We start from the raw sequence: 26,826 nt of genomic DNA, 5'->3' as shown, positions 1-26,826 counted from the left end.
GGTCACTCGAACTCCATGATCACGTCGTCCACCGCCAGGCTCTCGCCCGGTCCGGCGTTGATCTGAGCAACGATCGCGGTCTTCTCGGCGCGGAGGATGTTCTCCATCTTCATGGCCTCCACGGTGCAAAGGGCCTGGCCCTCCTGCACTTCCTGGCCGATCTCGACATCGACCTTGACGATCATGCCAGGCATCGGGCAGAGCAGCATCCGCGAAGTGTCGGGCGGCAGCTTCTCGGGCATCAGCGCGGCCAGCTCGGCCTGGCGCGGGGTGCGCACATTCACCCTAAGGTCCGCCCCGCGATAGCGCAGGCGGAACCCGGCCGAGATCAGCTCGGCCTTGAGCACCAGCGGCGCGCCGTCCACCGTCATCCGCGCGAGCGATTGTCCCGGGGTCCAGTCGCCCTCGACACGGTAGGTGCTGTCCCCGATCGTGACATCGGCGCCCGCACGGTCGGCCACGACCCGGGCCTCGAAGGCAACGCCCTGAAGGGTCACGACCCAGTCCTGCCCGACCTGGCGTTCATGGTTGCCCATGCGCCCCGAGATGCGCGCGCGGCGGATTTCGCAAACCCGATACATGGCAACTGCGGCGGCCGCGACCCGGCCCAGGTCGGCCCCGGACAGCGTCACCCCCTCGAAACCGTCGGGATATTCCTCGGCGATGAAGGCGGTGGTCATCTCGCCGCTGGTGAATTTCGGGTGGTCATAGACCGCGGCCAGGAAGGGAATGTTATGACCGATCCCCTCGACCTCGAAACTGTCCAGCGCGATGCGCATCTCCTTGATGGCGGTGTCACGATCCGGCGCCCAGGTACACAGCTTGGCGATCATGGGATCGTAATACATGGAAATCTCGCCGCCCTCGAAGACACCCGTGTCATTGCGCACGGCGCGCCGGGCCTCGGTCACCTCTTCGGGGGGACGATATCGGGTGAGCCGCCCAATCGAGGGCAGGAAGCCACGATAGGGGTCCTCGGCGTAAAGCCGGCTTTCCATGGCCCAGCCATTCAACCGGATGTCGTCCTGGGCCAATTGCAGCACCTCGCCCTGCGCCACACGGATCATCTGTTCCACAAGGTCCACGCCGGTGATCAGTTCCGTCACCGGGTGTTCAACCTGCAACCGGGTGTTCATTTCCAGGAAGTAGAAGTTCTTGTCGCCGTCGACGATGAATTCCACCGTTCCCGCGCTGGCGTAATCCACCGCCTGTGCCAGGGCCACGGCCTGTTCGCCCATGGCCTTGCGGGTGGCTTCGTCAAGGAAGGGGCTGGGCGCCTCCTCGATGACCTTCTGGTTGCGGCGCTGGATCGAGCATTCCCGCTCACCCAGGTAGATGCCGTTACCGTGCGTGTCGCACAGCACCTGGATCTCGATGTGACGCGGCTGAGTGACGAATTTCTCGATGAATATCCGGTCATCCCCGAAGGAGCTTGCCGCCTCGTTCTTCGACGACTGGAAGCCCTCGCGTGCCTCGTCATCGGTCCAGGCGATGCGCATCCCCTTGCCGCCGCCACCGGCGCTGGCCTTGATCATCACCGGGTATCCGATCTCGTTGCTGATCTTCACTGCCTCCTCGGCATCCTCGATCAGACCCATGACGCCCGGCACGGTGCTGACACCGGCTTCCTGCGCGATCTTCTTTGAGGTGATCTTGTCGCCCATGGCCTCGATCGCGCCCTTGGGCGGCCCAATGAAGGCCACGCCCTCGGCCTCCAGCGCCGCGGCGAATTTGGAATTCTCGGACAGGAAGCCATAGCCCGGATGCACCGCCTCGGCCCCGGTTTCGCGGACCGCCTTCATGACGTTCTCGATCACGATGTAGGACTGGTTCGCGGGCGCCGGGCCGATATGCACCGCCTCGTCGGCCATGCGGACATGCAGCGCGTGCTTGTCCGCGTCCGAGTAGATGGCCACCGTCGCGATCCCCAGGCGGCGGGCGGACTTGATGACGCGGCAGGCGATCTCGCCCCGGTTGGCGATCAGGATCTTCTTGAACATGCTCAGGGTCCTTCAAAAGCAAGACCGCCGCACCGGGGGTCACCCGGAACGGCGGTCGGATAGGGTCGGACGCCCGTGACGGGCGCGATCAGGTCAGCGGCACTGTCGCGTGAATTCGTCGCAAAGCGCGCCGCCGGCGCCACCGACGATCGCGCCGGTGACAGGATCGCCGCCGAAGGCGTCGGCGACAATGGCGCCGCCAGCTGCCCCGGCGAGACCGCGTTCGAGGTCGTTGTCAAGACAGGCCGAGAGGCCGGCGACCGCCAAACAGGCGATGACGAGACGGAATTTGAACATTGTGGACTGCCCTTTTCTTGATTGGTCCTGCGCCTCGCAGAATCGGACCTTTTGCGCGGAAATACAACTGTCATCTGCGCGCGGGCGGGGATTGAGCGGATTTGCCTCGATCCGGCCGGCACGACCCTGCAAAGGGGTGTCGGTCCGATCGCGGGGCGATCGAACCGACGAGGGGAAGGGTAACGGTCTTGACAATATGCGGGCAGTTGGGGACTGCCCGTAGTCTCACCCTTGCACGAACGCGGTGGTCCGTCATCACCATGCTGCGCGAGGGCGGGCATGTCGGCCAATTCCCGCCCAGATTGTGCCCTGCTGCGCCAAAAGCCGCCGATCATGGCGCCCACCCGGGCCGGAATATGTCGGGGAAACTGGCCCGTGCTGCCCGCTGGTCGATCCGCAGCAACGCGTCGTAGCTTTTGGGATCGAACGGGTCTTCGGCCGGCACGACCTCGCGCCCGAACAGCCAGCTCAGCCGGCCGGCATCCAGGTTGCCGCGCGCAAACGGCTCTTCGCCGAAATGTTCGATCAGCGCCCAGAGAAAGCCCTCGTCGGCCTTGCGGTCCGCAGGACGGCGGTCGGCGTAACGCTCGCGCCGCCTCAAAGCGGGCGGCGTTCCCTTTGCGGGGCGGCGCAGGGTGAAGTGGTAGTCGGTGCCGGGCAGGCGGCTGGGGAACCCGCGGTGCTTTTCCATCACGCGCCCCCCGTGGTCAAAGGACGCGGCACCGGGACAGGCGGGAAGGCCTGCCCCTCGCGCGGGCTACTTGTACTTGCCGGTGAAGCCGGGCTCTTCGGTGACGGGCGCCGGATCGACGACCACGAACTCCTCGACCGCGCCGGCGTCATTGCCACCGCAGGCCGCCACCAGGGCCAGGACGCAGAACGCCGCGGCCCCCTTGATGCTTCTTGCCATGTCAGTCTCCTGTCTGTGTCTGCCAAGCGGGCCATGCCGGTCTTGCGCCGGCCCGGACCCGCCCCTTGCGGTCGGGCTGCCTGGGGGCAACCCCGTGGAAAATTACGCCAAACGGCCCCGCAAGGATACGTGGCGCTGGCCGCGGCCAAATCCTGTGGCCGCGTCGACACACTGGAAGCTTCACTCGAAGGTCGGTCTGCAAGATATTGTGGTTGCATCAGAAATACTCCCAAATGCAGCTGCCATCCGAAAGTCGGAAAACCTCGAAAAACTGGGCGACACCGGGGGCGGTCTCGCCGAAGGGAACCTCTTGCTCCGAAAGCGAGATCACCACCCGATCCACCGCGCGTCCCTCGGCGGCCAACGCCGGGCGCGCGTAGCCGTCACAGAGCGCGCGAAAGTCATCCGCCACCGCCGCGAAGCCGCGCGCGCCCAGCTCCGGCGCCAGAAAACGGAAGCGCGCCAGCGCGGGCGCCTCCTCCAGTCGAAGTTCCATCAGCTGCAGCGGCTGGCCCGACGGCACCGCAAGGTCCTGTGCGGCCACCGCCGGGGCGGCCGCGAAAAGAAGCGCTGACAGGAACGGACGGATCATGGCGGGTGGGTACCTGGTTTCTCGGGGTCAGAAATACCACGCGGGAATCGCGCTTGCGAAGGGGGTCAGAGCCCTGCCGACACCGGGTCAGAGCGGGATGTTGTCGTGCTTCTTCCAGGGCATCTTGCGCTGCTTGCCCCGCAACCCGGCAAAGGCCCGGCACAGTCGCTTGCGGGTCGACCGGGGCTGGATCACTTCGTCGATGAAGCCACGTTCGGCGGCCACGAAGGGATTGGCAAAGCGATCCTCGTATTCCGTGGCGCGGGCCGCGATCTTCTCCTGATCGCCCAGTTCCGAACGATAGAGGATCTCGGTCGCGCCCTTGGCGCCCATCACCGCAACCTCGGAGGTGGGCCAGGCATAATTGATGTCCCCGCGCAGGTGCTTGGAACTCATGACCACGTAGGCCCCGCCATAGGCCTTGCGGGTGATTACGGTGACTTTCGGCACCGTCGCCTCGCCATAGGCGAACAGCAGCTTGGCGCCGTGCTTTATGACGCCGCGATATTCCTGGCCTGTTCCCGGCAGGAACCCGGGCACGTCGACCAGTGTCAGCAAGGGAATCTCGAAGGCATCGCAGAACCGAACGAAGCGCGCGGCCTTGCGGCTGCTGTCGATATCCAGGCAGCCGGCCAGCACCATGGGCTGGTTCGCTACGACCCCGACGGTCTGGCCTTCCAGCCGGATGAATCCGGTGAGGATGTTCTTGGCGAAATCCTCCTGGATCTCGTAGAAATCGCCCTCGTCGCCGATCTTGTGGATCAGTTCCTTCATGTCATAAGGCATGTTGGGGTTTTCCGGCACCAGTGTATCGAGGCTGTCCTCGATGCGGTCCACGTCGTCGAAGAAGGGGCGCACCGGCGGCTTCTGCTGGTTGTTGAGCGGCAGGAAATCGACGAGGCGGCGAACCTCGGCCAGGGCCTCCACGTCGTTTTCGAAGGCCGCGTCGGCGACGCTCGACTTCTTGGTATGGGTGCTCGCGCCGCCGAGTTCCTCGGCCGTCACGTGCTCGTTGGTGACGGTCTTGACCACGTCGGGGCCGGTGACGAACATGTAGGAGCTGTCCTTCACCATGAAGATGAAGTCGGTCATGGCCGGAGAATAGACCGCACCACCGGCGCAGGGGCCCATGATAACGCTGATCTGCGGCACCACGCCCGAGGCCTCGATATTCCGCTGGAACACCTCGCCATAGCCGGCAAGGCTGTCCACGCCCTCCTGGATACGCGCGCCGCCCGAGTCGTTGATGCCGATCACCGGCGCGCCATTCTGCATGGCCATGTCCATGATCTTGCAGATCTTCTGGGCATGGGTCGCGCTGACCGAGCCGCCAAGGACGGTGAAATCCTGGCTGAATACGTAGACCTGGCGGCCGTTGATCGTGCCCCAGCCGGTGACCACGCCATCGCCATAGGGGCGATTGTCCTGCATGCCGAAGTCGATACAGCGATGGGCGACGAACATGTCGTATTCCTCGAAGCTGTCCTCGTCGAGCAGCAGTTCGATCCGTTCGCGGGCGGTCAGCTTGCCCTTGGCGTGCTGGGCGTCGATGCGGCGCGCCCCGCCACCCAGGCGGGCGGCCTCGCGGCGGTCTTCCAGTTGCTGGAGAATGTCGGTCATGCGTGTTGTCCCTCGCCTTGATTGCGCCCCTTCTACCCGGGCGCGCGTCAAAACCCGAGTCCCGATTGGCAAATTTGCAAATGTCATGATTTGCCATCATGATATTCCGCAAACCTGCGAACCAGGGTGCCGCCTCCGGCGGCTTGCGCGCCTGTGCGCGAATGGCCGCCGCGCTGTGCATGGACAGCCACGGAGAAACGGCCTAGCTCCGCGTCATGACCACGCATCCGACCGTCCGGTTTCTTGATCGCCGGACCGCGCCCCACCTTGTCACGTTGATCCTGCTCGCCGGTATCGCCGCGCTGAACATGTCGATCTTCGTGCCGTCACTGAACGGCATGACGGTTTATTTCAGCACGGATTACGCCACGATGCAGCTGGCCGTCTCGGGCTACCTTGCGGCCACCGCCATACTTCAGGTCTTCGTCGGCCCGCTGGCGGACCGGTTCGGGCGCCGCCCCATGGTGCTGGGGGCGTTGTCGGTCTTCGTGCTGGCCACCCTCGGCGCCATGATGGCCCCCACTGTCACGGTTTTCCTGGCCTTCCGCCTGGTGCAGGCGGCGGTGGTGACGACCATAGTCCTGTCACGCGCCATCGTGCGCGACATGGTGCCAGATGACCAGGCCGCCTCGAAGATCGGCTATGTCACCATGGGCATGGCACTGGTGCCGATGATCGGCCCGGCCATCGGCGGGGCGCTGGACCAGGCCTTTGACTGGCACGCCTCCTTCGTGTTCCTGGCGCTGGCGGGGCTGGGCGTGCTGGCGCTGGCCTACGTCGACTTGGGCGAGACCGTGGCCGGGTCGGGCATGGATTTCCGCGCCCAGATGCGCACCTATCCCGAGCTTTTGACGTCGCCGCGGTTCTGGGGCTACGTGGCCTGTGCCGCCTTTGGCTCGGGCGCCTTCTTCGCGTTGCTTGGCGGGGCCTCTTTCGTGGCCGGCGAGGTCTTCGGACTGTCACCCTTCTGGAGCGGAATCGCACTGGGCTCGCCTGCAATCGGCTATGCGCTGGGCAACGGCCTGTCAGGGCGTTATTCCATCGCGCTGGGAATCGACCGGATGATCCTGATCGGCACGGGCATCGCCAGCGCTGGCACGGGGCTGGCGATGGCGTTCACATTGGTTGGAATCGCGCATCCGCTGCTGTTTTTCGGCTTCTGCGCCGTGCTGGGGCTTGGCAACGGCTTGATGCTGCCCAATGCAACGGCCGGGTCGCTGTCGGTACGACCGCACCTGGCCGGCACGGCCAGCGGGCTGGGCGGGGCGATCATGATCGGCGGCGGCGCGCTGCTTTCGGCCGGGGCGGGCACATTGCTGACCGAGCAAACCGGCGCCCTGCCCCTGCAAGCCGTCATGTTCGTCACCTCGATCATGGCCATGGTGGCCATCGGGCTGGTCATGCGCCGCGCCGCGAGGCTGCGGCGCTGACCATTGCGGCCCAGATTTGCAAAGGCTAGTCTGACGCAAGGCTAATCTGCAAAGGCGCGCCCATGACCACCCAGAAGCTCTATGCCGGGGCCAAGCTGCGCGAACTGCGCGGACGCATCGGCCTGACGCAAAAGGCCTTTGCCGAGAAACTGGGGGTCTCGCTGCCCTATCTCAACCAGATGGAGAACAACAACCGGCCGGTCTCGACCACCGTTGTCCTGGCCCTGGCGCAGGAATTCGGGTTCGATGTGACCGAGCTGCAATCGGGCGACGAGGCCCGGCTGGTCTCGGACATGCGCGAGGCGCTGGCCGACCCGGTTTTCACCGGCCCCGCACCACCGCCCTCGGACCTTCGCCTGGCCGCCTCTAACGCGCCCACGCTGGCCCGCGCCTTCCTGGACCTGCACACTGCCTATCGCCAGACCCACGAACGCCTGGCCAGCCTGGACGAGGCCTTGGGTCGCGAGGACAGTCGCCTGCAACCCAGCCCCTGGGAAGAGGTGCGCGATTTCTTTCATTACTGCGACAACTACATCGACGCGGTGGACAGGGCCGCCGAAGGCTTTGCCAGCCGCGCCGGGCCGGACATCGCCGCCGCCGTCGAGGCGGCGCTGGCGCACCAGGGCGTCACGATGATCCGCAGCCGCGACCCCGAGCTGCGCCGCTATGATGCGGAAACCCGGACGCTGACGCTGGCACGGACCGCGGCACCCGCGACGCAGGTATTCCAGATGCTCCTGCAGCTGGCCCTGCTGGACCAGGACAAGCTGCTGGAGGCAACGCTCGATTTCGCCCGCTTCCAGAGCGACCAGGCCCGGTCGATTGCCAAGATCGGGCTGGCCAACTACTTCGCCGGGGCCGCGCTGATGCCCTATCGCGCTTTCCTGGAAACCGCACAGGAGACGCGCCACGATCTGGAGCGCCTGGCCGACCGCTTCGGCGCCTCGCTGGAACAGGTCGCGCACCGGCTGTCCACGCTGCAACGGCCCGGCGCCAAGGGCATTCCCTTCTTCTTCGTGCGCGTGGACCAGGCCGGAACGATCACCAAGCGCCATTCGGCCACGACCCTGCAATTCGCCCGGTTCGGCGGGGCCTGCCCGCTGTGGAACGTCCATCGCGCCTTCGAGACACCCGGCCGCTGGCTGCGGCAATTGGCCGAAACCCCCGACGGCGTCCGCTATTTCTGCCTGGCCCGCGATGTCAGCAAGCCCGGTGGCGCCTGGGGCATCCCGACCCGGCGCTTTGCCATCGGCCTGGGCTGCGAGGTCAAGCACGCGGGCGCCCTGACCTATGCCGACGGCATGCCCACCGACCACGGCGACGCCTTCGAACCCATCGGCATTTCCTGCCGCATCTGCGAACGGCGCAATTGTCCGCAACGCTCGGTCCCGCCTCTGGAACGCCAGTTGCGCGTCGACCCGAACTATCGCGGGATGCTGCCCTACCAGGTCGATTGACGCAGGCGGGCGTTTCGGGACACTACTGACGAAGCCAAGGGCAGGGAGGAACGCGTCATGGAATTGAGCGGAAAACAGGTCATCGCGGCGGACCGGGACGCGGTCTGGACGCATCTCAACGATGCCGAGACGCTCAAGGCCTGCATCCCCGGCTGCCAGGAACTGACGGGCACCCCGGAAGAGGGGTTCGACGCCGTGGTCAAGCAGAAGGTCGGCCCGGTCCAGGCCACCTTCAAGGGCCATGTCACGCTGGAAAACGTCAACGCGCCGGAAAGCTATACCCTGGTCGGCGAGGGCAAGGGCGGTGTCGCGGGCTTTGCCAAGGGGTCGGCCGAGGTGTCACTGGCACCGGTCGCCGAGGGCACCGAACTGACGTACGCGGTCGAGGCCAAGGTCGGCGGCAAGCTGGCACAACTGGGCAGCCGCGTCGTGGGCGGCTTTGCCCGCAAGATGGCGGATTCGTTCTTCGAGAACTTCAAGGCGCAGGTCGAGGGGCCGGGCGAGGACGCCTGACCCCTTCGCCTGGCAAGACCGGACAGGGGGCCGGTCAGAAGGCAAGGTTCGAGGGGCCGCGGCGTGCGGCCCCCGGTCCGTCCCTGTCAGGCTTTCTGAAGCTCGCTCCAGATTTCATCCTTCAGGGCCAGGCGTTGCTTGCGCAGATCGGCCATGTGCAGGTCGTCGGTCGGTTCCACGTCCGTCTCGGCCCGATGCACCGCGCGGTTGACCGCGTGATACTCGTCAAAGAGCTTTGCGAAATGCGCGTCCTCGACCTTGAGCCTGTGGATCGTTTCGGCGTGGTCCGGAAATTCCTCGGCCAGCTCGTGAGGGGTATGCGACATGTCTTTTCCTTTGTCTGTTCGCGTCTTCAGGGATCGAAGCTAGAGGGTGTGGCGCCCGCTCACTTTGACAGGGATCAAAGGGGGCCGCCTATCTTTGCGCGTGCCGCCAGTGCGGATGCACCCAGGGCCGGTCATTCGCCGGCGGCAGCCGGCGACCCAGGACATGGTCGGCAATCTTCTCGCCAACCATGATCGAGGGGGCGTTCAGGTTGCCGTTGGTGATGCGCGGAAAGATAGAGCTGTCAGCAACGCGCAGCCCCTCGACCCCGATCACCCGGCCCTGCGGATCGACCACGGCATCGGGATCATCGGCCCGGCCCATCCGACAGGTCCCGCAAGGATGATAGGCGCTTTCGGCATGGTCGCGGATCGCGGCGTCAAGGGCCGCGTCGCCCTGCGACTGCGGCCCCGGCACCAGTTCCTCGCCCCGCCACTTGTCAAAAGCCGCCTGACCGAGGATTTCGCGGGTCAGGCGAATGCAGGTTCGGAACTCGTCCCAGTCATCGGGGTGGGACATGTAGTTGAACCGGATGCACGGGTCCGCTTCGGGATCGCTTGATCGAAGCGTGACAGCCCCGCGCGATTTCGACCGCATCGGCCCGACATGGGCCTGAAACCCTTCGCGCGCGCCCTTGCCGTCGTAGCGCACGGCCAGCGGCAGGAAATGGAACTGAATGTCGGGATAGGCGATGCCCGCCCGGCTGCGAATGAACCCGCAGCTTTCGAACTGGTTGCTGGCCCCCGGACCGCGCCTGCCAAACAGCCATTGCGCCCCGACCCAGGCCTTGCCCAGCAGGTTCCAGTACTTGTAAAGGCTCGCGCGGCCCCTGGCAGACATCTGCACGTAAAGCTCCAGGTGATCCTGCAGGTTCTGCCCGACGCCGGGTCGATCGACCACAAGACTGATCCCGTGATCGGCCAGGTGGGCGGCCGGGCCGATCCCCGACAACATCAAGAGCTTGGGCGAATTGATCGCAGAGGCGGCGACGATCACCTCGGCCCGGGCAGACAGGATGCGCCCATCCGCCAATTCCACGCCTGTCGCGCGGCCCCCCTCGATCACCAGTTTCGCCGCCAGCCCCGTGACCACGTCGCAGTGCCCGGTCGCACGGGCCGGCCCCAGATAAGCCGAGGCGGCGGACCAGCGCCGGCCCTGCCAGATCGTCGCCTCGAAGGGGCCGAAGCCCTCCTGCTTTTCGCCGTTGTAGTCGCCGGTCCGCTCATAGCCCGCCTGCGCGCCCGCCTCGATGAAGGCCTGCACCAGCGGATTTTTCCCGGCCCCGCGCGTGACATGAACCGGCCCGCCCCGCCCCCGCCAGGCTGCGTCACCTCCGCGCCCGCCGTCGTGCCAGTCTTCCATGCGCCGGAAATAGGGCAGCACATCGGCAAAGCCCCAGCCCTCGGCACCGCTGTCGGCCCAATGATCGAAGTCATGGGCATGGCCGCGAACGTAGATCATGCCGTTGATGGACGAGGACCCGCCGATCACCTTGCCGCGCGGACAGGCCAGCCGCCGCCCGCCAAGGTGCGGTTCGGGCTCGGTCCGGTAGCCCCAGTCGTAGCGGCGCATGTTCATCGGGTAGGACAGCGCGCCGGGCATGTTGATGAAGGGTCCGGCATCCGAGCCGCCGTATTCGATAACCAGCACGGATTTCCCGGCCTCGGCCAGCCGATAGGCCATGGCACAGCCCGCCGAGCCGGCCCCGACGATCACGTAGTCAGCCTGCATTGGGTCTCTTTCCTAGAACGGGGCCTCGACATCGCCCATGCGGACGTAGACGGACTTCTTCTGGCTGTAGTGCTCGATCGCGTCGCGGGCGTTCTCGCGGCCCAGGCCGGACATCTTGGTGCCGCCGAAGGGGGCCTCGACGGGCGCATCGTTGTAGCTGTTGATGTAGCAGGTCCCTGCCTCGAACCCGGCGATCATGCGGTGTGCACGGGCCAGGTCGCGGGTGAAGACCCCGGCCGACAGGCCGAATTCGGTGTCATTCGCTCGGGCCAGGGCCTCGTCCTCGGTCTCGAACTCAAGCAGCGACAGGACCGGGCCAAAAATCTCCTCGCGCGCGATGGTCATGTCGTCGGTGACATCGGCAAAAACGGTGGGTTCCAGGTAATAACCTTCACGCTCGACCCTCTTGCCGCCGCAGACCAGCCGTGCGCCTTCCTCGATCCCTTTCGCGATGTAGCCCTCGACGATTTCAAGCTGCTCGGCGCTGACCAATGGGCCGTAGTTGACGGCCTCGTCCAGCGGGTCGCCCATCTTCACGCCCTCCAGCCGTTCGGACAGGCGCTTGAGGAAGGCCTCCTTGATGCCCTTTTGCACGAAGACCCGCGTGCCGTTGGAACAGATCTGCCCCGATGAATAGAAATTGGCCATGATCGCGCCGCTGACAGCGTTTTCAAGGTCGGCATCGTCAAAGATCACCAGCGGCGACTTGCCGCCCAGTTCCATTGTGACGTGCTTCATGCCCACCGCCGCCATGGCGTAGACCTTGCGCCCCGTGGGCACCGACCCGGTCAGCGAAACCTTGGCCACCCGCGCGTCGTTGACCAGCAGCGAGCCGACCCTTGCGCGGCCCTGGACGACATTGAACACACCCGGCGGCAGGCCCGCCTCGTGCAGGATCTCGGCCACCTGCAGTGCCGACAGGGGCGTGGTTTCGGAGGGCTTGAAGATCATCGCGTTGCCGCACGCCAGCGCCGGAGCGGCCTTCCAACAGGCGATCTGCGTGGGATAGTTCCAGGCGCCCAAACCGACACAGACCCCCAGCGGTTCACGCCGGGTATAGGCGAAATCCGCGCCCAGCGGGATATGGTCACCGGTCAAGCTGCCCGTCAGACCGCCGAAATATTCCAGCGCATCGGCCCCGCTGGTGGCATCGGCGACAAGCGTTTCCTGCAACGGCTTGCCGGTGTCGCGGGTTTCCAGTTCCGACAGGTCGCGGTTGCGATCGCGCATGATGTCGGCGGCGCGGCGCAGGACCCGGCCGCGCTCGGTGCCGCTCAGGGCGGCCCACTCCGCCTGGGCACGGGTCGCCGAGGCCAGCGCCTGTTCGACCACCGCATCGGTGGCCGCGTAAACGGTCGCGATGCGTGCGCCGCTGGCCGGGTAAAACACCGGGATCTCGGCGCCGTTGCCATCCTCGACATGGGTGCCATCGATGAAATGGCTGCCCTTTGGTTGCGGGTCGATCATCTCGATCTCCTTTCGGGCGGAATTGATTCTGCCTGTGACTCGTCAGGCCGCCGCGTCCTCAGGACTCGACAGCGGTTTTCAGTTCGGTCTCGATCTGGCCCAGGGCCAGTGCGGTCGCCTCGGCGGCGAGGTCCGCATCATCGCGCAGCCCCACCCTCAGGTAGAGCCCGTCGATGAGCGCCGCGAGACGTTCGGCCACGGCCGGAGCAGCCACGCCCACGAGGGGGCGCAGATCATGCAGCAGATTCGACCTCAACCGCCGCCGATAGATTGTCAGGAGCCGCCCAGCACTTTCATTTTTCTGCGCAAGTACATAGAAATTCAGCCAGCAGGCGACGGTTTCCTTGCGGAAATTCGATGTGGTGAAGCTGGCCCGCACGATCGCCTCAAGCCTTTCGCGCGGGTCCGCGGCCATGACCAGCGCGCCGCGCACCTCGGCCCCGTAGACCGTCAGCGTATGGCGCATGGCCGCCAGGAAGATATCCTCCTTGCCACCGAAATAGTGATGCGCCAGTGCGCTGGACATGCCCGCCCGCCGCGCAATGCGCGACACGGTCACGTCCAAGCTGCCGCTGGCCCCGATCTCGGCGATGGTGGCTTTTACCAGCGCCTCTCTGCGTATAGGCTCTGCCCCAAGCTTTGGCATCTTGTCCTCGAAACGACTTGCACTGCACAGGCTAGTTTGTTCTTTATTGACTCGTCAATCAAGAAAGCACGAAACCAACTCAGGGAGACTTACATGAAATCCTCGCTTTCCGTTCTCGCCATCTGCGCCGCGACGGCAGCCACAACCGCACAGGCCGACTGCGAAACCGTCACCTTCTCGGACGTGGGCTGGACGGACATCACCGCCACAACCGCCGCGACGACCGCGGTGCTCGAGGCGCTGGGCTATGAAACCGACACCAAGGTGCTTTCGGTTCCGGTGACCTACACCTCGCTGGCCGAGGGCGATGTGGACGTTTTCCTTGGCAACTGGATGCCCACCATGGAGGGTGACATCGCGCCTTACCGCGAGGCGGGCACGGTGGACACGATCCGCGCCAACCTCGAAGGCGCGAAATACACTCTGGCCACCAACGCCGCGGGCGCCGCGCTGGGCATCACCAGCTTCGACGCGATCGCCGCCAATGCCGACGCGCTGGATGCCGAGATCTACGGCATCGAGCCGGGCAACGACGGCAACCGGCTTATCATGGACATGATCGCCGATAACGCCTTCGGGCTGGGCGAGGCCGACTTCGAGGTCGTTGAAAGCTCCGAGGCGGGGATGCTGGCCCAGGTCGGCCGCGCGAGCGAGCGTGACGAACCTGTGGTGTTCCTCGGCTGGGAGCCCCATCCGATGAACGCCAACTACGAGATGACCTACCTGGAGGGCGGCGACGACTGGTTCGGCCCCAACCTGGGCGGCGCGACGGTCTATACCAACACCACCGCCGGCTATGCCGAGACCTGCCCGAACCTCGGGGCGTTCCTGAACAATCTTGAATTCACGCTGGCCATGGAAAACGAGATCATGGGCGCGATCCTCAATGACGGAACGGACCCGACCGAGGCCGCCACGGCCTGGATGTCGGGCAATCCCGATGTCGTCATGGGCTGGCTCGACGGTGTAACAACCAGTGACGGCGGCGATGCCGCCGAGGCCGTCTCGGCCGCGCTGGGCATGTAATCCACCACGGGCCGCCCCGTCCGGGGTGGCCCGCCTTCCTTCAAGGGACAAGACAACGCGACGCCCTGTCCGACAGCGGCGGAATGGAGGCCGATGCTCAACTGGCTGACCGACAAGAAGGTGCCCATCGGCGATTGGGCCGAGGCCGGGTTCGACTGGCTCGAAACCACGGGCCAGGTTTTTTTCGATGGCCTTGCCATCGCGATGGAGAACCTGATCGACGGCATCCTTTGGGTGCTGCAAAGCCCGCATCCGTTGATCATCATCGCCTGTTTCGTGGCGCTGACATGGGTGTTGCAACGCAACTGGAAGATCTGCCTCTTCGTGGCGGTGGGGTTCCTTTTCATCATCAACCAGGACTACTGGGAGGAAACCACCGAGAGCCTGACGCTGGTCCTGTCGGCCTGCGTGGTCTGCATGGCCATAGGCGTGCCCATCGGGATCGCGGCGGCCCATCGCCCGCGCCTTTACGCCTGGATGCGGCCGGTGCTGGACCTGATGCAGACCCTGCCGACCTTCGTCTACCTGATCCCGGCCATCGTCTTTTTCGGGATCGGCATGGTGCCCGGCCTGATCGCCACGGTGATCTTCGTGATCCCGGCGCCGATCCGGCTGACGCAGCTTGGCATCGCCTCGACCCCTCTGGCGCTGCTGGAAGCCGCCGATGCCTTCGGCGCGACGCCACGGCAGAAATTGTGGAAGGTCGAGCTGCCCTCGGCCCTGCCGCAGATCATGACCGGCCTGAACCAGACCATCATGCTGTCGCTGTCCATGGTCGTCATCGCCGCCCTTGTCGGCGCCGACGGCCTCGGCGTGCCGGTGGTGCGGGCACTTAACACGGTGGACACGGCCAAGGGGTTCGAAAGCGGCCTCGTGATCGTGATCGTGGCCATCATACTTGACAGGATGCTGAGGGTGGACCGGAAATGAGCGCGGTGGAATTCGACAGGGTCTCGATCGTCTTCGGCGGGAAGCCCGAAAGCGCATTGCCCCTTATGGACAGTGGCAAGGAGCGTGCCGAGATCCAGACCGAGACGGGCCAGGTCCTGGGGGTGCATGACTGTTCCATCGACGTGGAAGAGGGCGAAATCCTCGTGTTGATGGGCCTGTCCGGATCAGGCAAGTCCACCCTGCTACGGGCCGTCAACGGGCTGAACCCGGTCGTGCGCGGCGAAGTGCGGGTCGAAGATGGCGGCGAAAAGGTCAGCGTGACCCGTGCCGACACCGCCACCCTGCGGCGCCTGCGCCGCAAGCGGATCGCCATGGTCTTTCAGCAATTCGGCCTGCTGCCATGGCGCAGCGTGCGCGACAACGTCGGGTTCGGGCTGGAACTGGACGGCATGGAAAAGGCCGAACGCCACGAGAAGGTCGCGGCGCAACTGGCACTGGTCGGACTTGCGGATCGCGCGGATGCGCTGGTCGGCGAGCTGTCGGGCGGGATGCAGCAGCGAGTCGGCCTGGCCCGCGCCTTTGCCACGGACGCGCCACTGTTGCTGATGGACGAACCTTTCTCCGCGCTCGACCCGCTGATCCGGACCCGGTTGCAGGACGAACTGCTGGACCTGCAGAAGCGGCTGGGCAAGACCATCATCTTCGTCAGCCACGACCTGGACGAGGCTTTCAAGATCGGAAACCGGATCGCCATCATGGAGGGTGGGCGCATCGTGCAATGCGGCACCCCGCGCGAGATCTTCTCCAGCCCGGCCAATGACTACGTGGCCGATTTCGTGGCCAACATGAACCCGCTGGGCGTGCTGCGGGCGCGGGACGTGATGATCGACGGGGCCGAGGGGCCAGAGGTGGATGCCGAGGCGCCGCTGGCGGACCTGATCGACCGCTTGCAGGACACGCCCAGCCTGACCGTGACCGAGGCTGGACAGCCCATCGGCAAGGTCACGCAAGCCTCGGTGCTGGCGCGCATCGGCTGATCGACACGCCTCAGTGGCGGGCGGCCAGGCCACTTGCGGCGCGGGTCAGCTCTTCGACAAGTGTTTCGGCCATCGACCGGAACACCATGATCTCGAAGGCATCATCACCCGTGCGAGACACGCTGGCGGTCATCTGCCCCAGCAGCGTCTTCGCCGTGTGGCCGCGTTTGAATGTGGCCGCACGCAAGTCCACAGGGACCAGCCGCGCCAGCACGTCCTCCACCGATTTGCCCGCGATCTCGACCGTGCACCACGCGTCGGATTGATCCACGCAGGCCGCGCCCTGGATCGCGGGGCAATCAACCCCCGTGAGCAGCGCCTCGCCCTTTCCGACCCAGACCGCACGCGCGCGCCCCTTGGCCTGGCTGCACCCGGGTGCCGGAAAGCCCACGCCAAGCGCCGATTTCAAGGCATCGCTGACGGCCTTTTTCTGGCCCTTGAATGGCAGGATGGCGGTGATCTGACCAAGATTGACCTCTGTCAGGGTCACGGCGCCGATGGTCTGCGGCAGAAGCCCGTCACAGGGCGAAAGAGCTACAAGATTAGCCACGGAAACGCTCCCCTGCCTTGTCGAAAAAGACCGGGTCGCAGACCCGTGCCAGCGTCGTGATCCCGCGCAGGTGATCGACAACCTTGACGGTTTCCCCATGCCGCGCCCGGCCATTGGCAAGAAAACCCAGCGCCAGGTCGTGCCCCAGTGTCGGCGAATGGCAAACGCTGGTTATATAGCCATGATCGTTGGTGCGCACCGGCTCGGCGCGTTCCTCGAACAGGTGCGCTCCGGCGGTCAGCTTGGCGCCCGGAGCGACGGGTTTCAGCCCCACCAGTTGTTCGCGGCTGTCCTCCAGCAGGCCCGGCCGGCGCGAGGCAGGCTGGCCGACGCAGTCCTTCTTCTTGCTGACCATGCCTTCGAAGCCGATATCGAAGGCCGTGGTGCGACCGTGGATCTCGGCATGGGTGATATGCCCCTTCTCGATGCGCAAGACGTTGAGCGCCTCCATCCCGTAGGCGCCGCCGCCCAGCACCTCGGCCTGGGCCAGAAGCACCCGAAACAGCGCCGCGCCGTAGCGGGCCGGCACGGCGATCTCGTAGGCATGTTCACCAGAGAACGAGATACGGAATAGCCGCCCGCGCACGCCCATCACATCGATCTCGCCGCAGGCCATGAAGGGCCATGACTCGGGGTCGAGGCCGCCATCGACCACGGCATCCAGCAGGGCACGCGATTTCGGCCCGGCCACGGCGAACTGCGCCCAATGCTCGGTCGCGCTGGTGAAAACCACGTCGAGGTCAGGGCGCAAGGCCTGCGCCACCCATTCCAGGTGCCGCATGACCAGGCCGGCGGCGGCGGTGGTCGTGGTCATCAGGAAATGCGCCTCGCCCAACCGCGCGGTGGTGCCGTCATCCATGACGTGACCATCCTCGCGCAGCATCAGGCCATAGCGCACCCGGCCCACCTTCAGCGTGCTGAAGGTGTTGGTATAGACGAAGTCCAAGAAGGCCGCCGCATCCGGCCCCTGGATGTCGATCTTGCCCAGCGTGGAGACGTCGCAGATGCCAACCGCGTTGCGGACCATCGTGACCTCGCGGTTGCAGGCCTCTTGCCAGGTCTGCTCCGCAGGCTTGGGAAAATAGCCGGGGCGATACCACAGCCCAGCCTCGATCATCGGGGCACCGCGATCCAGGCTGGCGTGATGGCTGGTCGTCAGGCGTTTGGGGGCGAACCCCTCGCCCTGTGATCCCGCGCCCATCGCGGCGATGGAGACGGGCGTGTAGGGCGGGCGGAACGTCGTGGTCCCGGTTTCGGGGATCGTGCGCCCGGTCGCATCGGCCAGAACGGCCAGCGCGGCGACGTTGGAGTTCTTGCCCTGGTCAGTGGCCATACCTTGGGTCGTGTAGCGCTTCATGTGTTCGACCGAGCGGAAATTTTCCTGCGCGGCGAGCCTGACATCCTTCACATGCACGTCGTTCTGGAAGTCGAGCCACTTGCGGCCCCGGCCCTCGATCGCCCAAAGCTCCTCGATGCGATAGGGACGATCCTCGGCGTCGGGCACGGCGGTGTCTGAGGGTGTCAGGCCCAGCTCTATCACCACATCCTTCGCGACGCGGACGCCATCGGCCAGGCAGGCGGCGGTGGAAAACTGCCCGCGCGCGGCCCCGGCGACGGACATCCCCGGCACCATGCCGTCGCGCGGCAGGAAACTGAGCGTCCGAGCATCCCATTCGGGGCGGCGGTTCATGTGGCAAGCCAGGTGGACCGAGGGATTCCAGCCGCCCGAGACGGCAAGGCACTCGGCCTCGATCCGCAGGGTCCGGCCGCCCTGTCGCATCGACAGGCTTTCCAGCCCCTTGCGGCCCTTGGTGCCGATCACCTGCGCCCCGGTGAACAGCTTGTAATCGCCAAAAGCCTGCACCTCGACCCGGCTGTCGATCACCGCCGAAACATCCACGCCAGCCGACATCAGGTCCAGTGCCGTGCGGTGCGCCCCGTCATTGTTGGCGAAGACAGCCACCTTGCGGCCCGCCACCACGCCCCAGCGGTTGAGGTAGGCGCGCACGGCGCCCGCCGTCATGATCCCGGGGCGGTCGTTGTTCGGGAAGGCCACGGGCCGTTCCAAGGCCCCGGCGCACAGGATCGCGCGGCCCGCCACGATGCGCCAGAAACATTCCAGCGGTTTTCCGGGCCGGTGCGGGTGATGCTGGCCCACCCGTTCCAGCGCGCCATAGGTGCCCTGGTCATAGGCGCCTGTCACGGCCGTGCGCGGCATGAGGCGGACATTGTCCATGGCGGCCAGTTCGGCGACGATCCCGGAGGCCCAGGCATGACCGGGCTTGCCGTCCACCTCTTCCGTCTCGGCCAACAGGCGGCCACCCATCCGGGCATCCTCGTCCGCCAGGATCACATCCGCCCCGGCCCGGGCGGCCGTCAGCGCCGCCACTAGCCCCGCGGGCCCCGCGCCGATCACAAGCACGTCGCAATGGGCAAAGGCCTTTTCATAGGTATCCGCGTTGGTCAGGCCCGACAGGGCGCCCAGCCCGGCGGCACGGCGGATCACGGGCTCGTAGAGCTTTTCCCAGAAGGATTTCGGCCACATGAAGGTCTTGTAATAGAAGCCGGCGCCAAGAAAGGGCGACATCAGGTCATTGACCGCCATCAGGTCGAAGTTGACAGACGGGAAAGCGTTCTGGCTACGCGCCTCCAGCCCCTCGTAAAGCTCTTGCACGGTGGCCCGCACGTTCGGGTCGCTCTGCGGGCCGTGGCCGATCGTGACCAGTGCGTTGGGTTCTTCGGACCCGGCGGTCAGGATGCCGCGCGGGCGGTGATACTTGAACGACCTTGCGACCATGCGCTTGTCATTGGCGATCAGCGCGGCGGCCAGCGTGTCGCCCGCCCGCCCGGTCAGGCGCTCCCCGTCGAAAGTGAAGGGCACCGAGGTGGTGCCCTGGTGCAGCCCGCGGCCCGCGATCCTCATGACGCCCCCTTTTCGGCCAGTTTCGCGGTCATGACCGCGTGCGTGGCGGTGTCGCGCGTCACCACCAGCCAGGCCCCGCAGCCGGCCTCGTGAAACCACAGGTCACGGGTTTCGCCGCAGGGATTGTCGCGGTTGTGCAGGTAGTCGTCCCAAGCGGCGGCGCCCGCGTCGGGCGCAGGACGATCCAGCATGGCGGCCGCGCCCTGGTAGGTGAATTCGCGCCGGTCTCGGGGCCCGCAGAGGGGGCAAGGGATACGCATCGTCTGTCCTCAGTGCAGGTTGTGCTGAGAGCCGGTGCCCTCTTCGTCCATCAGGCCGCGGCCGGTGCGGAACCGATCCAGCCGGAATTTCGCCGCCGGATCGTGGTGGCGGCCGGTGGCGATCAGGTGCGCCAGGGAGAAACCCGACCCGGGCACAGCCTTGAACCCGCCGTAACACCAGCCACAGTCGATGAAGAGCCCCTCGGTATCGGTCTTGTCGATGATCGGGCTGCCGTCCGGCGTCATGTCCATTATCCCGCCCCAGGACCGCAGCACGCGAGCCTTGCCGATGGCGGGCATCAGGGTCATCGCCGCCTCCATCACGTGTTCGGCCATGGGCAGGTTGCCGCGGCTGGCGTAGGAGGCATGGAAATCCAGGTCGCCGCCGAAGACCAGCCCCCCCTTGTCGGACTGGCTGATGTAGAAATGCCCCATGCCGAAGCTGACGACATGGTCGATCACGGGTTTCAGCCCCTCGGTCACGAAGGCCTGCAGGACATGGCTTTCGATGGGCAGGCGCATGCCGGCCATTGCCGCCACCTGCCCCGAACGCCCCGCAGTCACGATGGCGACCTTCCCGGCGCGTATCGCACCGCGCGTGGTCTGCACGCCGCGCACCTTGCCGTTCTCGGTGTCGATGCCCGTGACCTCGCAATTCTGGATCAGATCGACCCCACGCCGGTCTGCCCCCCGGGCATAGCCCCAGGCCACGGCATCGTGCCGGGCCGTGCCCCCGCGCGGGTGATAAAGTCCGCCATAGATCGGAAACCGCGCCGTGTCGAAATCCAGGTAGGGCAAGTGGTCGCGCACACCCTCGCGGTCCAGCAGAATGGCGTCGTCGCCCTGGTTGACCATCGCGTTACCGCGCCGGACGAAAGCATCGCGCTGGCCGTCGGAATGGAACAGGTTGATCAGGCCCCGCTGCGAATGCATGACGTTGTAGTTCAGCTCGTGCTCCATCCCCTCCCACAGTTTCAGCGAATGGCTGTAGAACTCCGAATTGCCGGGCAGGAAGTAGTTGGCGCGCACGATCGTCGTGTTCCGGCCCACGTTGCCGCCACCGATATAGCCCTTTTCCAGAACGGCGACGTTGGTCAGGCCGTGTTCCTTGGCAAGGTAGAAGGCCGTGGCCAGCCCGTGCCCGCCGCCGCCGATGACGACGATGTCGTATTCCGGTTTGGGGTCGGGATCGCGCCAGGCGGGTTTCCAGCCCTTCTGGCCGAACAGCCCTTCCTTGAAGACGCGGAACCCTGAATAGCCGCCCGAGAAGCCCATGCCTTGCCCTTTCGTCGCACCCTGCCAGTGAAGCGGGCGCCGTCGCAGGTTTCAATGCCCCGTGGTGCCGCAGCTTGGATTTGCGCGACACCGGCTGGCCAACGGGCGACTATTCCAGTCGCTATCGGATGCGCCTGCGCCGTCGGACCGCGCCAAGGCGACCCCCGCCCCGAAGCTCAGAGGCCCTTGGCCGCATAGCTCATGGCGACGCGGTCGATCGCGGTGATGAAACCGGCGGTGCGCAGGTCATTGACGTCGCTGCGCCCGTGCCAGGTGTTGCGCATCGCCTGGAAGGCCGAGCGCATGGTGTCGTCCAACCCCGAGCGCACCAGTTCAAGTTCGTCGGCGCCCCGCATGTAGCGGCGCTTGAAGTCCGGCGACATGGACCAGGCATCGCCCATCATGGCGTCAAGGCGCTCCAGCTCGTTGACGATCAGCTCGTGCCGGGCCTCTTCCTGGCGGCGCTGCATCCGGCCGAAACGGATGTGGGACAGGTTCTTGACCCATTCGAAGTAGGACACGGTGACACCGCCCGCGTTGGCATAAAGGTCGGGGATGATCACGGTGCCCTTCTCGCGCAGCACATCGTCCGCGCCGGCGGTAATCGGGCCGTTAGCGGCCTCGATGATCAGCGGCGCCTTGATACGCGGGGCATTCTGAAGGTTGATGACCCCCTCAAGCGCCGCCGGGATGAGAATGTCGCACTCGGCTTCCAGCACCTTGGACCCATCGGCCTGATGGGTGGCATCAGGGTATTTCGACACCCCGCCATGTTTGATGATCCACTGACGGACGGTTTCCACGTCGATGCCGGCCTCGTTGAACAAGGCACCATCGCGCTCGATGATGCCGATGACCTTGCAGCCGTCCTCTTCGGACAGGAACTTGGCGGCGTGGTAGCCCACGTTGCCGAGGCCCTGAACGATCACGCGCTTGCCGTCGAGCCTGCCCGACAGGCCCGCCTTCTTCACGTCCTCGGGTTCGCGGAAGAACTCGCGCAGACCATATTGCACACCGCGCCCCGTTGCCTCGACCCGGCCCTGGATGCCGCCCGCGTGGGGCGGCTTGCCGGTGACACAGGCCGCAGCATTGATGTCTGTGGTGTTCATGCGGCGATACTGGTCGGCGATCCAGGCCATTTCCCGCTCGCCGGTGCCCATGTCGGGGGCGGGCACGTTCTGGGACGGGTTGATCAGGTCGCGCTTGGCCAGTTCATAAGCAAAGCGGCGGGTGATCCTTTCCATCTCGTGCTCTTCCCACTGGGTGGGATCGACGCAGAGCCCCCCCTTGGAGCCGCCGAAGGGCGCTTCGACGAGGGCGCACTTGTAGGTCATCAGCGCGGCCAGCGCCTCGACCTCGTCCTGGTCCACGGCCAAAGCAAAACGGATGCCGCCCTTGACCGGTTCCATGTGTTCCGAATGCACCGAGCGGTAGCCGGTGAATGTCTCGACCTTGCCCCGCAGCCGCACCCCGAACCGCACGGTGTAGGTGGCGTTGCAGACCCTGATCTTTTCCTCAAGCCCCGGGGGCAGGTCCATCAGGGCGACCGCCCGATTGTACATGATGTCCACGCTTTCGCGGAATGTCGGCTCGTTCTGGGGCATGACGTTCATCGGGGGTCCCTTCCTTGCAGCGTTCACGGGCGGTCTGCTGCCGCCCTGTGGCGACCCTAACGCCGATTCGCTGAAAATTTGAACACTTCCTGCCGCGGGGCGGTTCGCGCCGCTTTCCGGCGCGGTCCGGCAGCCAATTGGCGCGCATGGTGCAACAGTCGGCGCAGCCTTTACCGGGTGGTTTCCAGGCCAGCGACATTCGCTGGTTCATGGCCGCTTTCCTGCCTCATTTTCGCCACCGCGACCTGTTCGGTTGCTCGAGGGGTAATGCGGTCAAAGATGACCGGCAAAGTTTTGAAGTGGGAAGGGTTGAAAATGTCTGTGGACACGACGCCAGCGCTCGCCCGCAAGGGATACGCCGGACGGTTTGGCCGTTTCCGGCGAGACGAGTCAGGTGGTGTGACCTTCTTCGGGCTGGTGCTCTTTGTCCTGATCCTCGGCTTCGGCGGCATGGCCGTCGACTTCATGCGATTCGAAACCACCCGCGCAAAAATGCAGGGCACGCTGGACCGGGCCGTTCTGGCCGCAGCGGACCTCGACCAGACACAACCGCCCGCGGAGGTCGTGCGCAACTACTTCGACACCGCCGGGCTGGGCGATTTGCTGTCCAAGGAACCCAGTGTGAGCGAGGGCCTGAACTTCCGTATCGTCAATGCCGAGGCGGAAGTGGAATTGCCCATGCGCTTTGTCGGTTTTCCCCGCGCTTTCCTGCGATCGGACGAAGAGATGGACCGCACCCTCAAGGTCAGCGGCACCTCCACCGCAGAAGAGCGCGTGACCAACGTCGAGGTTTCGCTGGTGCTTGACGTGTCTTCCTCGATGCAGCGTAACAGGCGTTTCACCAACCTCGTCCCGGCGGCACACGATTTCATCGACGCGATCCTGAACAATAACGGAGAGGCCTCCGAAGGCCTGATCTCGATCTCGACGGTGCCCTACTCGGCAGCGGTCAACCCCGGCCCGGCGCTGGGCGGGCAGTTCGACATGACCGACCATCATGATGAATCGAATTGCATCCTCGTGCCCGATTCCATGTTCAACCAGACAGCCCTGCCGACGGACCCGGATGGCAACGCGGGCCCGGGCTATACCCGGCTGTCGCATTTCGACTACGGCGCAGAAACCCGCACCTGGGTCCACCCCATCGAACGGCCCTGGTGTTTTCCGGGGACCGAGAACGCGATCCTGCCTTTCGAAACGGACAAGCAAACCCTGAAGGACGCCGTCTCGTCCATGACGAATTTCGGCAACACCGCCATCGACCTGGGTGTGAAATGGGGCGTGGGCCTGCTGGACCCTGCCATGCGTCCGGCACTGAACGCCGTGCTCGATTCCGGCACGCCAGTGCACGGCCGGCCGCTGGACTGGAACGATCCCAACGGCGTGCTCAAGGTGCTCGTCGTCATGAGCGATGGCGAGAACACCACCGAATTTGACCTCAAGGAACCCTACAAGAGCGGCCTGTCGTCGATCTGGTTCGCCAAGGACTATGCCGATCAACCCCTCTGGGACGTGGACCAGGACCAGATCTCGATCCAGACACGCGGGCAAGGCACATCCTGGCGCTCGGACGACTGGTTCTTCCACCTGGATGCCTCTTACTGGGAAAACGACGAGGGCAACCACCCGCGCGGCTATCCCGACTACCAGTCCGAGACCAGCGCCGATGCCCAGAACCCGCATACGCCGGGGCGCGGGCAGGCCTACGACGACGATGTCTACCACGCCTCCTGGCAGGACATCTTTTCAGGCTGGGTCCGCACCGAGATTTACCTCGAATTCTTCCGCGAACCGTACATGGAGCGCGAAATCAGCTACAGCACCTACGTGGCGACTTTCTACGCCATGGAAGCGAAGGTAAACGGTAGCAGCGCGGACAATCGCCTGTCCTCGATCTGCGCTGCGGCGCGGGGCCAGAACATCGTCATCTACTCCGTGGCTTTCGAGGCCCCCTGGCGCGGGCAGGCGGCGTTGCGCGATTGCGCCAGTTCGCCCAACCATTACTTCGACGTTGACGGGGTCGAGATCTCGGAAGCCTTCAGCGCCATCGCCTCGGACATCCGGGCCCTGAAGCTGACGCAATGAGGAGCGCCCAGGCATGAAACGCGCCCTGCTGTCCCCCTTCGGACGCTTCCGCCGCTTTCGCCGCCGCACCTCGGGCGGCGTGGCGACGATCGAGTTCGTGCTCATTTTCCTGCCGATGTTCGTGCTGTCGGTCTCCGGGTTCGAACTGGGGCTGCTCATGACCCGACAGGTCATGCTGGAACGCGGCATGGACATTACCGTGCGCGAGGTGCGCTTGAATACCGGCGTCAACCAGACCAACATGGATCTGCGCCGGTCGATTTGCAACGGCGCGGGCATCATACAGAACTGCATGCAGCGGGTACGGCTGGAAATGTTGTCCATCGATCCGGACAACTGGACCGATCCGCCAGCGAAGGCCAGTTGCACCAACATCGCAGAGCCCTTCGAGGCCCCCCGGAACTTCAAGAACGGATCGCAGAACCAGGTCATGCTCCTGCGGGCCTGTGGCCTGTTCGAACCCATGCTTCCCGACTTCGCCCTGGGCTGGACCCTGTCGCGGATGGAAGACGACGGACACTACCGGCTCCATGCCACGTCGGCCTTCGTGATGGAGCCGCGCTGAGCCATGCTGGGCCGGATCGCATCCAGGCTTCGGGGCCACCGGCGCAACGACGAGGGCAGCGTCGTGATCGAGGCTGTCTTCGTTTTGCCTCTTCTCTTTTTCGCCGTGCTCGGGACCTGGGTTTTCTTTCAGGCCTTCCGTGCACAGTCCATCAACGTCAAGGCGGCCTATACCGTGTCCGACACGCTCAGTCGGCGGGGCGGGGAATATGTGACCAGCGAATACATGGACAGCATCTGGAACCTGCACCGGTTCGTCACCGAGTCCAATCATGACACCGACCTGCGCGTCAGCTTGATCGCCTGGGACCCAGACGACGAGGAGTATTTCGTTTGCTGGTCAGAGGCCCGGGGCGGACAGTCCGCGCTGACCAATGGCGGTCTCGACAGCTATGTCGCGGCAGACCGTATACCGGGCCTTCCCGCCGGCGAGGCTCTCATCATGGTCGAGACCCGGGTCGCGCATGAGCCGATCTTCTCTGCCGGCGGGGACCTCGCGATGTGGTTCGAGGACATGATCGTCACCTCGCCACGTTTCTCTGCCCAGCTGAAATGGAGCAGCAACGGCAGCGACGACGGCGCGGTGTCCTGCTTCTGAGCCCGCGGCGCGGACCCGCGCTTTCAGTCGTTGTCTGCCGAGAGGCGCAGCGCGATCTGATCGGCCATGAAGCGCGACGCCCCGGCCGAGACCGTGCCGCCCACGCCAAGCCGCTTGCCCATGCGCCACCACAGGCCCGGCTGCCACGCCCGGGGTTGCCGCCCGCGCAGATGCAGCACGAAGCCGTTCGAGGGCTTGAACGCAAAGGCGCCGCGTTCGACGCGCGCCACGTCCTCCAGCCGGGTCAACAGGGTGCCATCGCTGTCGCGTAGCGCGTCGGCATGAAGGTGCAGGGCCGGTCGGGTGGCCCGACGCAAGGCCTCGGCCCCCAGCAGCGATACCGCGGCACAGACCAACAGGAAGACCTGCCAGCCCGGCGCCGGGGGCCGGGTGAGCGCCGAGAGGATCAGCAGCCCGCCAAGAGCCATCATGACCGCGCAGGCAAAGACCCGGCGCCCGGGCGCGGCGCGCAGAACGGCGATCGGGGTCTCTTGTGTCATGCTGCGCTCCTGTGTTCGCCGCGGGCATAGCGCGCCCGGCGGATGGCGGAAAGCCCTCAGAGGCCCACCAGACGCCGGACCATGCCGACATAAAGCGTCTCGATCCGGTTCAGGCTGAGGCGGCCGTCGGCTTGATACCTGATGCTAATGCCGGTCAGCATGGCAATGATAGCCAGGGGCGTCACCTTGGTGTCATCCAGCCGGAACAGACCGGTATCGACACCGTCCTGCAGGATCGCCTCCAACTCGTCCTCGTAGAGCTTGCGCAGACGCTCGACCTCCGCGACGTTCCCCGGGCGTGAGGTCACGTAGTTCCATGTAGGCGACGAAAACCTGGTCGCCCCGCGGCTGGTGACAGCGAATGTGGAACCGCGTGAAGGCGTCCAGTCGCTGGGCGGCTGCGCGCACCCGCGGGCCGGTGATCTCGGCATGGGAACCGGTCTTGCACGCCATGGGTCCTCCGTCAGGGCTGCCGCGCCATCTAACTGAACGGCTGTTCATTTGAAAAGTCCGGAGA

Annotated in this window: 26 protein-coding genes; 9 read left to right on the top strand and 17 right to left on the bottom strand. The window is 65.5% G+C overall.

What is annotated here, in order from left to right; translation table 11 throughout:
- Positions 1-2: 2 nt before the first annotated feature.
- The 6 genes from VJ897_RS13280 to VJ897_RS13255 all read right to left on the bottom strand — a co-directional run bounded on the left by VJ897_RS13280 (position 3) and on the right by VJ897_RS13255 (position 5,419).
- The gene (locus VJ897_RS13280) at positions 3-2,000 is read right to left on the bottom strand and encodes an acetyl-CoA carboxylase biotin carboxylase subunit (RefSeq protein WP_324056176.1); all 1,998 of its coding nucleotides are present in this window, start codon (positions 1,998-2,000) and stop codon (positions 3-5) included.
- Positions 2,001-2,093: 93 nt separating this feature from the next.
- Positions 2,094-2,297, bottom strand: a complete 204-nt coding sequence (locus VJ897_RS13275; protein WP_324056175.1) for a hypothetical protein — start codon at positions 2,295-2,297, stop codon at positions 2,094-2,096.
- A gap of 331 nt (positions 2,298-2,628) precedes the next feature.
- On the bottom strand, positions 2,629-2,988 hold the full coding sequence (locus tag VJ897_RS13270; protein WP_324056174.1) for a hypothetical protein: 360 nt from the start codon (positions 2,986-2,988) through the stop codon (positions 2,629-2,631).
- A 66-nt stretch (positions 2,989-3,054) separates the two neighbouring features.
- Positions 3,055-3,207: a hypothetical protein gene (locus VJ897_RS13265; protein WP_324056173.1), complete on the bottom strand. Its 153-nt coding sequence runs from the start codon at positions 3,205-3,207 to the stop codon at positions 3,055-3,057.
- Between the two features lie 217 nt (positions 3,208-3,424).
- Positions 3,425-3,799: a DUF6497 family protein gene (locus tag VJ897_RS13260; RefSeq protein ID WP_324056172.1), complete on the bottom strand. Its 375-nt coding sequence runs from the start codon at positions 3,797-3,799 to the stop codon at positions 3,425-3,427.
- Positions 3,800-3,886: 87 nt separating this feature from the next.
- Positions 3,887-5,419 (bottom strand): acyl-CoA carboxylase subunit beta, encoded by a 1,533-nt coding sequence (locus VJ897_RS13255; protein WP_324056171.1) that lies wholly within the window; start codon positions 5,417-5,419, stop codon positions 3,887-3,889.
- Between the two features lie 215 nt (positions 5,420-5,634).
- Between VJ897_RS13255 and VJ897_RS13250 the strand changes: the two genes are divergently transcribed.
- From VJ897_RS13250 to VJ897_RS13240, 3 genes are all read left to right on the top strand, one after another.
- On the top strand, positions 5,635-6,849 hold the full coding sequence (locus VJ897_RS13250; RefSeq protein ID WP_324056170.1) for a multidrug effflux MFS transporter: 1,215 nt from the start codon (positions 5,635-5,637) through the stop codon (positions 6,847-6,849).
- A gap of 62 nt (positions 6,850-6,911) precedes the next feature.
- Complete coding sequence (locus tag VJ897_RS13245) at positions 6,912-8,306, top strand: helix-turn-helix domain-containing protein (RefSeq protein ID WP_324056169.1); 1,395 nt, start codon at positions 6,912-6,914, stop codon at positions 8,304-8,306.
- A 57-nt stretch (positions 8,307-8,363) separates the two neighbouring features.
- Positions 8,364-8,819 (top strand): SRPBCC family protein, encoded by a 456-nt coding sequence (locus VJ897_RS13240; protein ID WP_324056168.1) that lies wholly within the window; start codon positions 8,364-8,366, stop codon positions 8,817-8,819.
- 86 nt (positions 8,820-8,905) lie between these two features.
- Here VJ897_RS13240 and VJ897_RS13235 read toward each other — a convergent pair whose 3' ends face one another.
- The 4 genes from VJ897_RS13235 to betI all read right to left on the bottom strand — a co-directional run bounded on the left by VJ897_RS13235 (position 8,906) and on the right by betI (position 12,987).
- Positions 8,906-9,145 (bottom strand): HP1242/YdcH family protein, encoded by a 240-nt coding sequence (locus tag VJ897_RS13235; protein ID WP_324056167.1) that lies wholly within the window; start codon positions 9,143-9,145, stop codon positions 8,906-8,908.
- An 88-nt stretch (positions 9,146-9,233) separates the two neighbouring features.
- The gene (gene betA / locus VJ897_RS13230; protein WP_324056166.1) at positions 9,234-10,874 is read right to left on the bottom strand and encodes a choline dehydrogenase; all 1,641 of its coding nucleotides are present in this window, start codon (positions 10,872-10,874) and stop codon (positions 9,234-9,236) included.
- Positions 10,875-10,886: 12 nt separating this feature from the next.
- The gene (gene betB / locus VJ897_RS13225) at positions 10,887-12,341 is read right to left on the bottom strand and encodes a betaine-aldehyde dehydrogenase (protein WP_324056165.1); all 1,455 of its coding nucleotides are present in this window, start codon (positions 12,339-12,341) and stop codon (positions 10,887-10,889) included.
- Between the two features lie 58 nt (positions 12,342-12,399).
- The gene (gene betI / locus VJ897_RS13220) at positions 12,400-12,987 is read right to left on the bottom strand and encodes a choline-binding transcriptional repressor BetI (protein WP_324056164.1); all 588 of its coding nucleotides are present in this window, start codon (positions 12,985-12,987) and stop codon (positions 12,400-12,402) included.
- 93 nt (positions 12,988-13,080) lie between these two features.
- Here betI and choX point away from each other — a divergent pair, with 93 nt between their 5' ends.
- The 3 genes from choX (at position 13,081) to choV (ending at position 15,941) form a co-directional block, all read left to right on the top strand.
- Entirely contained in the window at positions 13,081-14,013 is a 933-nt protein-coding gene (gene choX, locus VJ897_RS13215; RefSeq protein ID WP_324056163.1) for a choline ABC transporter substrate-binding protein, read from the top strand.
- A 93-nt stretch (positions 14,014-14,106) separates the two neighbouring features.
- Positions 14,107-14,943, top strand: coding sequence for a choline ABC transporter permease subunit (gene choW / locus VJ897_RS13210; RefSeq protein ID WP_324056162.1), 837 nt, complete (start codon positions 14,107-14,109; stop codon positions 14,941-14,943).
- On the top strand, positions 14,940-15,941 hold the full coding sequence (gene choV / locus VJ897_RS13205) for a choline ABC transporter ATP-binding protein (RefSeq protein ID WP_324056161.1): 1,002 nt from the start codon (positions 14,940-14,942) through the stop codon (positions 15,939-15,941). The genes choW and choV overlap by 4 nt, the downstream gene beginning before the upstream one ends.
- Positions 15,942-15,951: 10 nt before the next feature.
- On the opposite strand, the gene VJ897_RS13200 is transcribed toward choV, so the two are convergent.
- The 5 genes from VJ897_RS13200 to VJ897_RS13180 form a co-directional block, all read right to left on the bottom strand.
- Positions 15,952-16,491: a sarcosine oxidase subunit gamma gene (locus VJ897_RS13200; protein ID WP_324056160.1), complete on the bottom strand. Its 540-nt coding sequence runs from the start codon at positions 16,489-16,491 to the stop codon at positions 15,952-15,954.
- Positions 16,484-19,414 carry a sarcosine oxidase subunit alpha family protein gene (locus tag VJ897_RS13195; protein WP_324056159.1) on the bottom strand — a complete coding sequence of 977 codons (2,931 nt, stop codon included), beginning with the start codon at positions 19,412-19,414 and terminating at the stop codon, positions 16,484-16,486. The genes VJ897_RS13200 and VJ897_RS13195 overlap by 8 nt, the downstream gene beginning before the upstream one ends.
- Positions 19,411-19,674 (bottom strand): sarcosine oxidase subunit delta, encoded by a 264-nt coding sequence (locus VJ897_RS13190; RefSeq protein WP_324056158.1) that lies wholly within the window; start codon positions 19,672-19,674, stop codon positions 19,411-19,413. The genes VJ897_RS13195 and VJ897_RS13190 overlap by 4 nt, the downstream gene beginning before the upstream one ends.
- Positions 19,675-19,683: 9 nt before the next feature.
- On the bottom strand, positions 19,684-20,949 hold the full coding sequence (locus VJ897_RS13185; protein ID WP_324056157.1) for a sarcosine oxidase subunit beta family protein: 1,266 nt from the start codon (positions 20,947-20,949) through the stop codon (positions 19,684-19,686).
- A 176-nt stretch (positions 20,950-21,125) separates the two neighbouring features.
- The gene (locus VJ897_RS13180) at positions 21,126-22,562 is read right to left on the bottom strand and encodes a Glu/Leu/Phe/Val family dehydrogenase (RefSeq protein ID WP_324056156.1); all 1,437 of its coding nucleotides are present in this window, start codon (positions 22,560-22,562) and stop codon (positions 21,126-21,128) included.
- A gap of 315 nt (positions 22,563-22,877) precedes the next feature.
- Here VJ897_RS13180 and VJ897_RS13175 point away from each other — a divergent pair, with 315 nt between their 5' ends.
- From VJ897_RS13175 to VJ897_RS13165, 3 genes are read left to right on the top strand one after another with little or no spacing between them, the layout of a single operon-like run.
- Positions 22,878-24,647 carry a TadE/TadG family type IV pilus assembly protein gene (locus tag VJ897_RS13175; protein WP_324056155.1) on the top strand — a complete coding sequence of 590 codons (1,770 nt, stop codon included), beginning with the start codon at positions 22,878-22,880 and terminating at the stop codon, positions 24,645-24,647.
- A 13-nt stretch (positions 24,648-24,660) separates the two neighbouring features.
- Positions 24,661-25,212, top strand: a complete 552-nt coding sequence (locus VJ897_RS13170; protein WP_324056154.1) for a TadE/TadG family type IV pilus assembly protein — start codon at positions 24,661-24,663, stop codon at positions 25,210-25,212.
- Positions 25,213-25,215: 3 nt separating this feature from the next.
- Positions 25,216-25,809, top strand: a complete 594-nt coding sequence (locus VJ897_RS13165; RefSeq protein WP_324056153.1) for a TadE/TadG family type IV pilus assembly protein — start codon at positions 25,216-25,218, stop codon at positions 25,807-25,809.
- A gap of 23 nt (positions 25,810-25,832) precedes the next feature.
- Here VJ897_RS13165 and VJ897_RS13160 read toward each other — a convergent pair whose 3' ends face one another.
- Positions 25,833-26,309, bottom strand: coding sequence for a hypothetical protein (locus VJ897_RS13160; RefSeq protein WP_324056152.1), 477 nt, complete (start codon positions 26,307-26,309; stop codon positions 25,833-25,835).
- A gap of 56 nt (positions 26,310-26,365) precedes the next feature.
- Complete coding sequence (locus tag VJ897_RS15255) at positions 26,366-26,617, bottom strand: TetR-type transcription factor C-terminal domain-containing protein (RefSeq protein WP_414706751.1); 252 nt, start codon at positions 26,615-26,617, stop codon at positions 26,366-26,368.
- Positions 26,618-26,826 lie beyond the last annotated feature (209 nt).

Origin of the sequence: Salibaculum sp. (assembly GCF_035270045.1) — a bacterium.
Lineage (GTDB): Bacteria > Pseudomonadota > Alphaproteobacteria > Rhodobacterales > Rhodobacteraceae > Salibaculum.
This window is presented reverse-complemented; position numbering and strand designations above follow the sequence as displayed.

Excerpts from the sequence above, each read along its gene's own strand:
- VJ897_RS13250 (WP_324056170.1), top strand. The coding sequence starts at position 5,635 with ATGACCACGCATCCGACCGTCCGGTTTCTTGATCGCCGGACCGCGCCC.
- VJ897_RS13185 (WP_324056157.1), bottom strand. The coding sequence starts at position 20,949 with ATGGGCTTCTCGGGCGGCTATTCAGGGTTCCGCGTCTTCAAGGAAGGG.
- choW (WP_324056162.1), top strand. The coding sequence starts at position 14,107 with ATGCTCAACTGGCTGACCGACAAGAAGGTGCCCATCGGCGATTGGGCC.
- VJ897_RS13165 (WP_324056153.1), top strand. The coding sequence starts at position 25,216 with ATGCTGGGCCGGATCGCATCCAGGCTTCGGGGCCACCGGCGCAACGAC.
- VJ897_RS13270 (WP_324056174.1), bottom strand. The coding sequence starts at position 2,988 with ATGGAAAAGCACCGCGGGTTCCCCAGCCGCCTGCCCGGCACCGACTAC.
- VJ897_RS13265 (WP_324056173.1), bottom strand. The coding sequence starts at position 3,207 with ATGGCAAGAAGCATCAAGGGGGCCGCGGCGTTCTGCGTCCTGGCCCTG.
- VJ897_RS13235 (WP_324056167.1), bottom strand. The coding sequence starts at position 9,145 with ATGTCGCATACCCCTCACGAGCTGGCCGAGGAATTTCCGGACCACGCC.
- betI (WP_324056164.1), bottom strand. The coding sequence starts at position 12,987 with ATGCCAAAGCTTGGGGCAGAGCCTATACGCAGAGAGGCGCTGGTAAAA.
- VJ897_RS13160 (WP_324056152.1), bottom strand. The coding sequence starts at position 26,309 with ATGACACAAGAGACCCCGATCGCCGTTCTGCGCGCCGCGCCCGGGCGC.
- VJ897_RS13245 (WP_324056169.1), top strand. The coding sequence starts at position 6,912 with ATGACCACCCAGAAGCTCTATGCCGGGGCCAAGCTGCGCGAACTGCGC.
- VJ897_RS13180 (WP_324056156.1), bottom strand. The coding sequence starts at position 22,562 with ATGAACGTCATGCCCCAGAACGAGCCGACATTCCGCGAAAGCGTGGAC.
- choV (WP_324056161.1), top strand. The coding sequence starts at position 14,940 with ATGAGCGCGGTGGAATTCGACAGGGTCTCGATCGTCTTCGGCGGGAAG.
- VJ897_RS13170 (WP_324056154.1), top strand. The coding sequence starts at position 24,661 with ATGAAACGCGCCCTGCTGTCCCCCTTCGGACGCTTCCGCCGCTTTCGC.
- VJ897_RS13255 (WP_324056171.1), bottom strand. The coding sequence starts at position 5,419 with ATGACCGACATTCTCCAGCAACTGGAAGACCGCCGCGAGGCCGCCCGC.
- VJ897_RS13260 (WP_324056172.1), bottom strand. The coding sequence starts at position 3,799 with ATGATCCGTCCGTTCCTGTCAGCGCTTCTTTTCGCGGCCGCCCCGGCG.
- VJ897_RS13195 (WP_324056159.1), bottom strand. The coding sequence starts at position 19,414 with ATGAGGATCGCGGGCCGCGGGCTGCACCAGGGCACCACCTCGGTGCCC.
- VJ897_RS13190 (WP_324056158.1), bottom strand. The coding sequence starts at position 19,674 with ATGCGTATCCCTTGCCCCCTCTGCGGGCCCCGAGACCGGCGCGAATTC.
- VJ897_RS13275 (WP_324056175.1), bottom strand. The coding sequence starts at position 2,297 with ATGTTCAAATTCCGTCTCGTCATCGCCTGTTTGGCGGTCGCCGGCCTC.
- VJ897_RS13240 (WP_324056168.1), top strand. The coding sequence starts at position 8,364 with ATGGAATTGAGCGGAAAACAGGTCATCGCGGCGGACCGGGACGCGGTC.
- VJ897_RS13175 (WP_324056155.1), top strand. The coding sequence starts at position 22,878 with ATGTCTGTGGACACGACGCCAGCGCTCGCCCGCAAGGGATACGCCGGA.
- betB (WP_324056165.1), bottom strand. The coding sequence starts at position 12,341 with ATGATCGACCCGCAACCAAAGGGCAGCCATTTCATCGATGGCACCCAT.
- betA (WP_324056166.1), bottom strand. The coding sequence starts at position 10,874 with ATGCAGGCTGACTACGTGATCGTCGGGGCCGGCTCGGCGGGCTGTGCC.
- choX (WP_324056163.1), top strand. The coding sequence starts at position 13,081 with ATGAAATCCTCGCTTTCCGTTCTCGCCATCTGCGCCGCGACGGCAGCC.
- VJ897_RS13280 (WP_324056176.1), bottom strand. The coding sequence starts at position 2,000 with ATGTTCAAGAAGATCCTGATCGCCAACCGGGGCGAGATCGCCTGCCGC.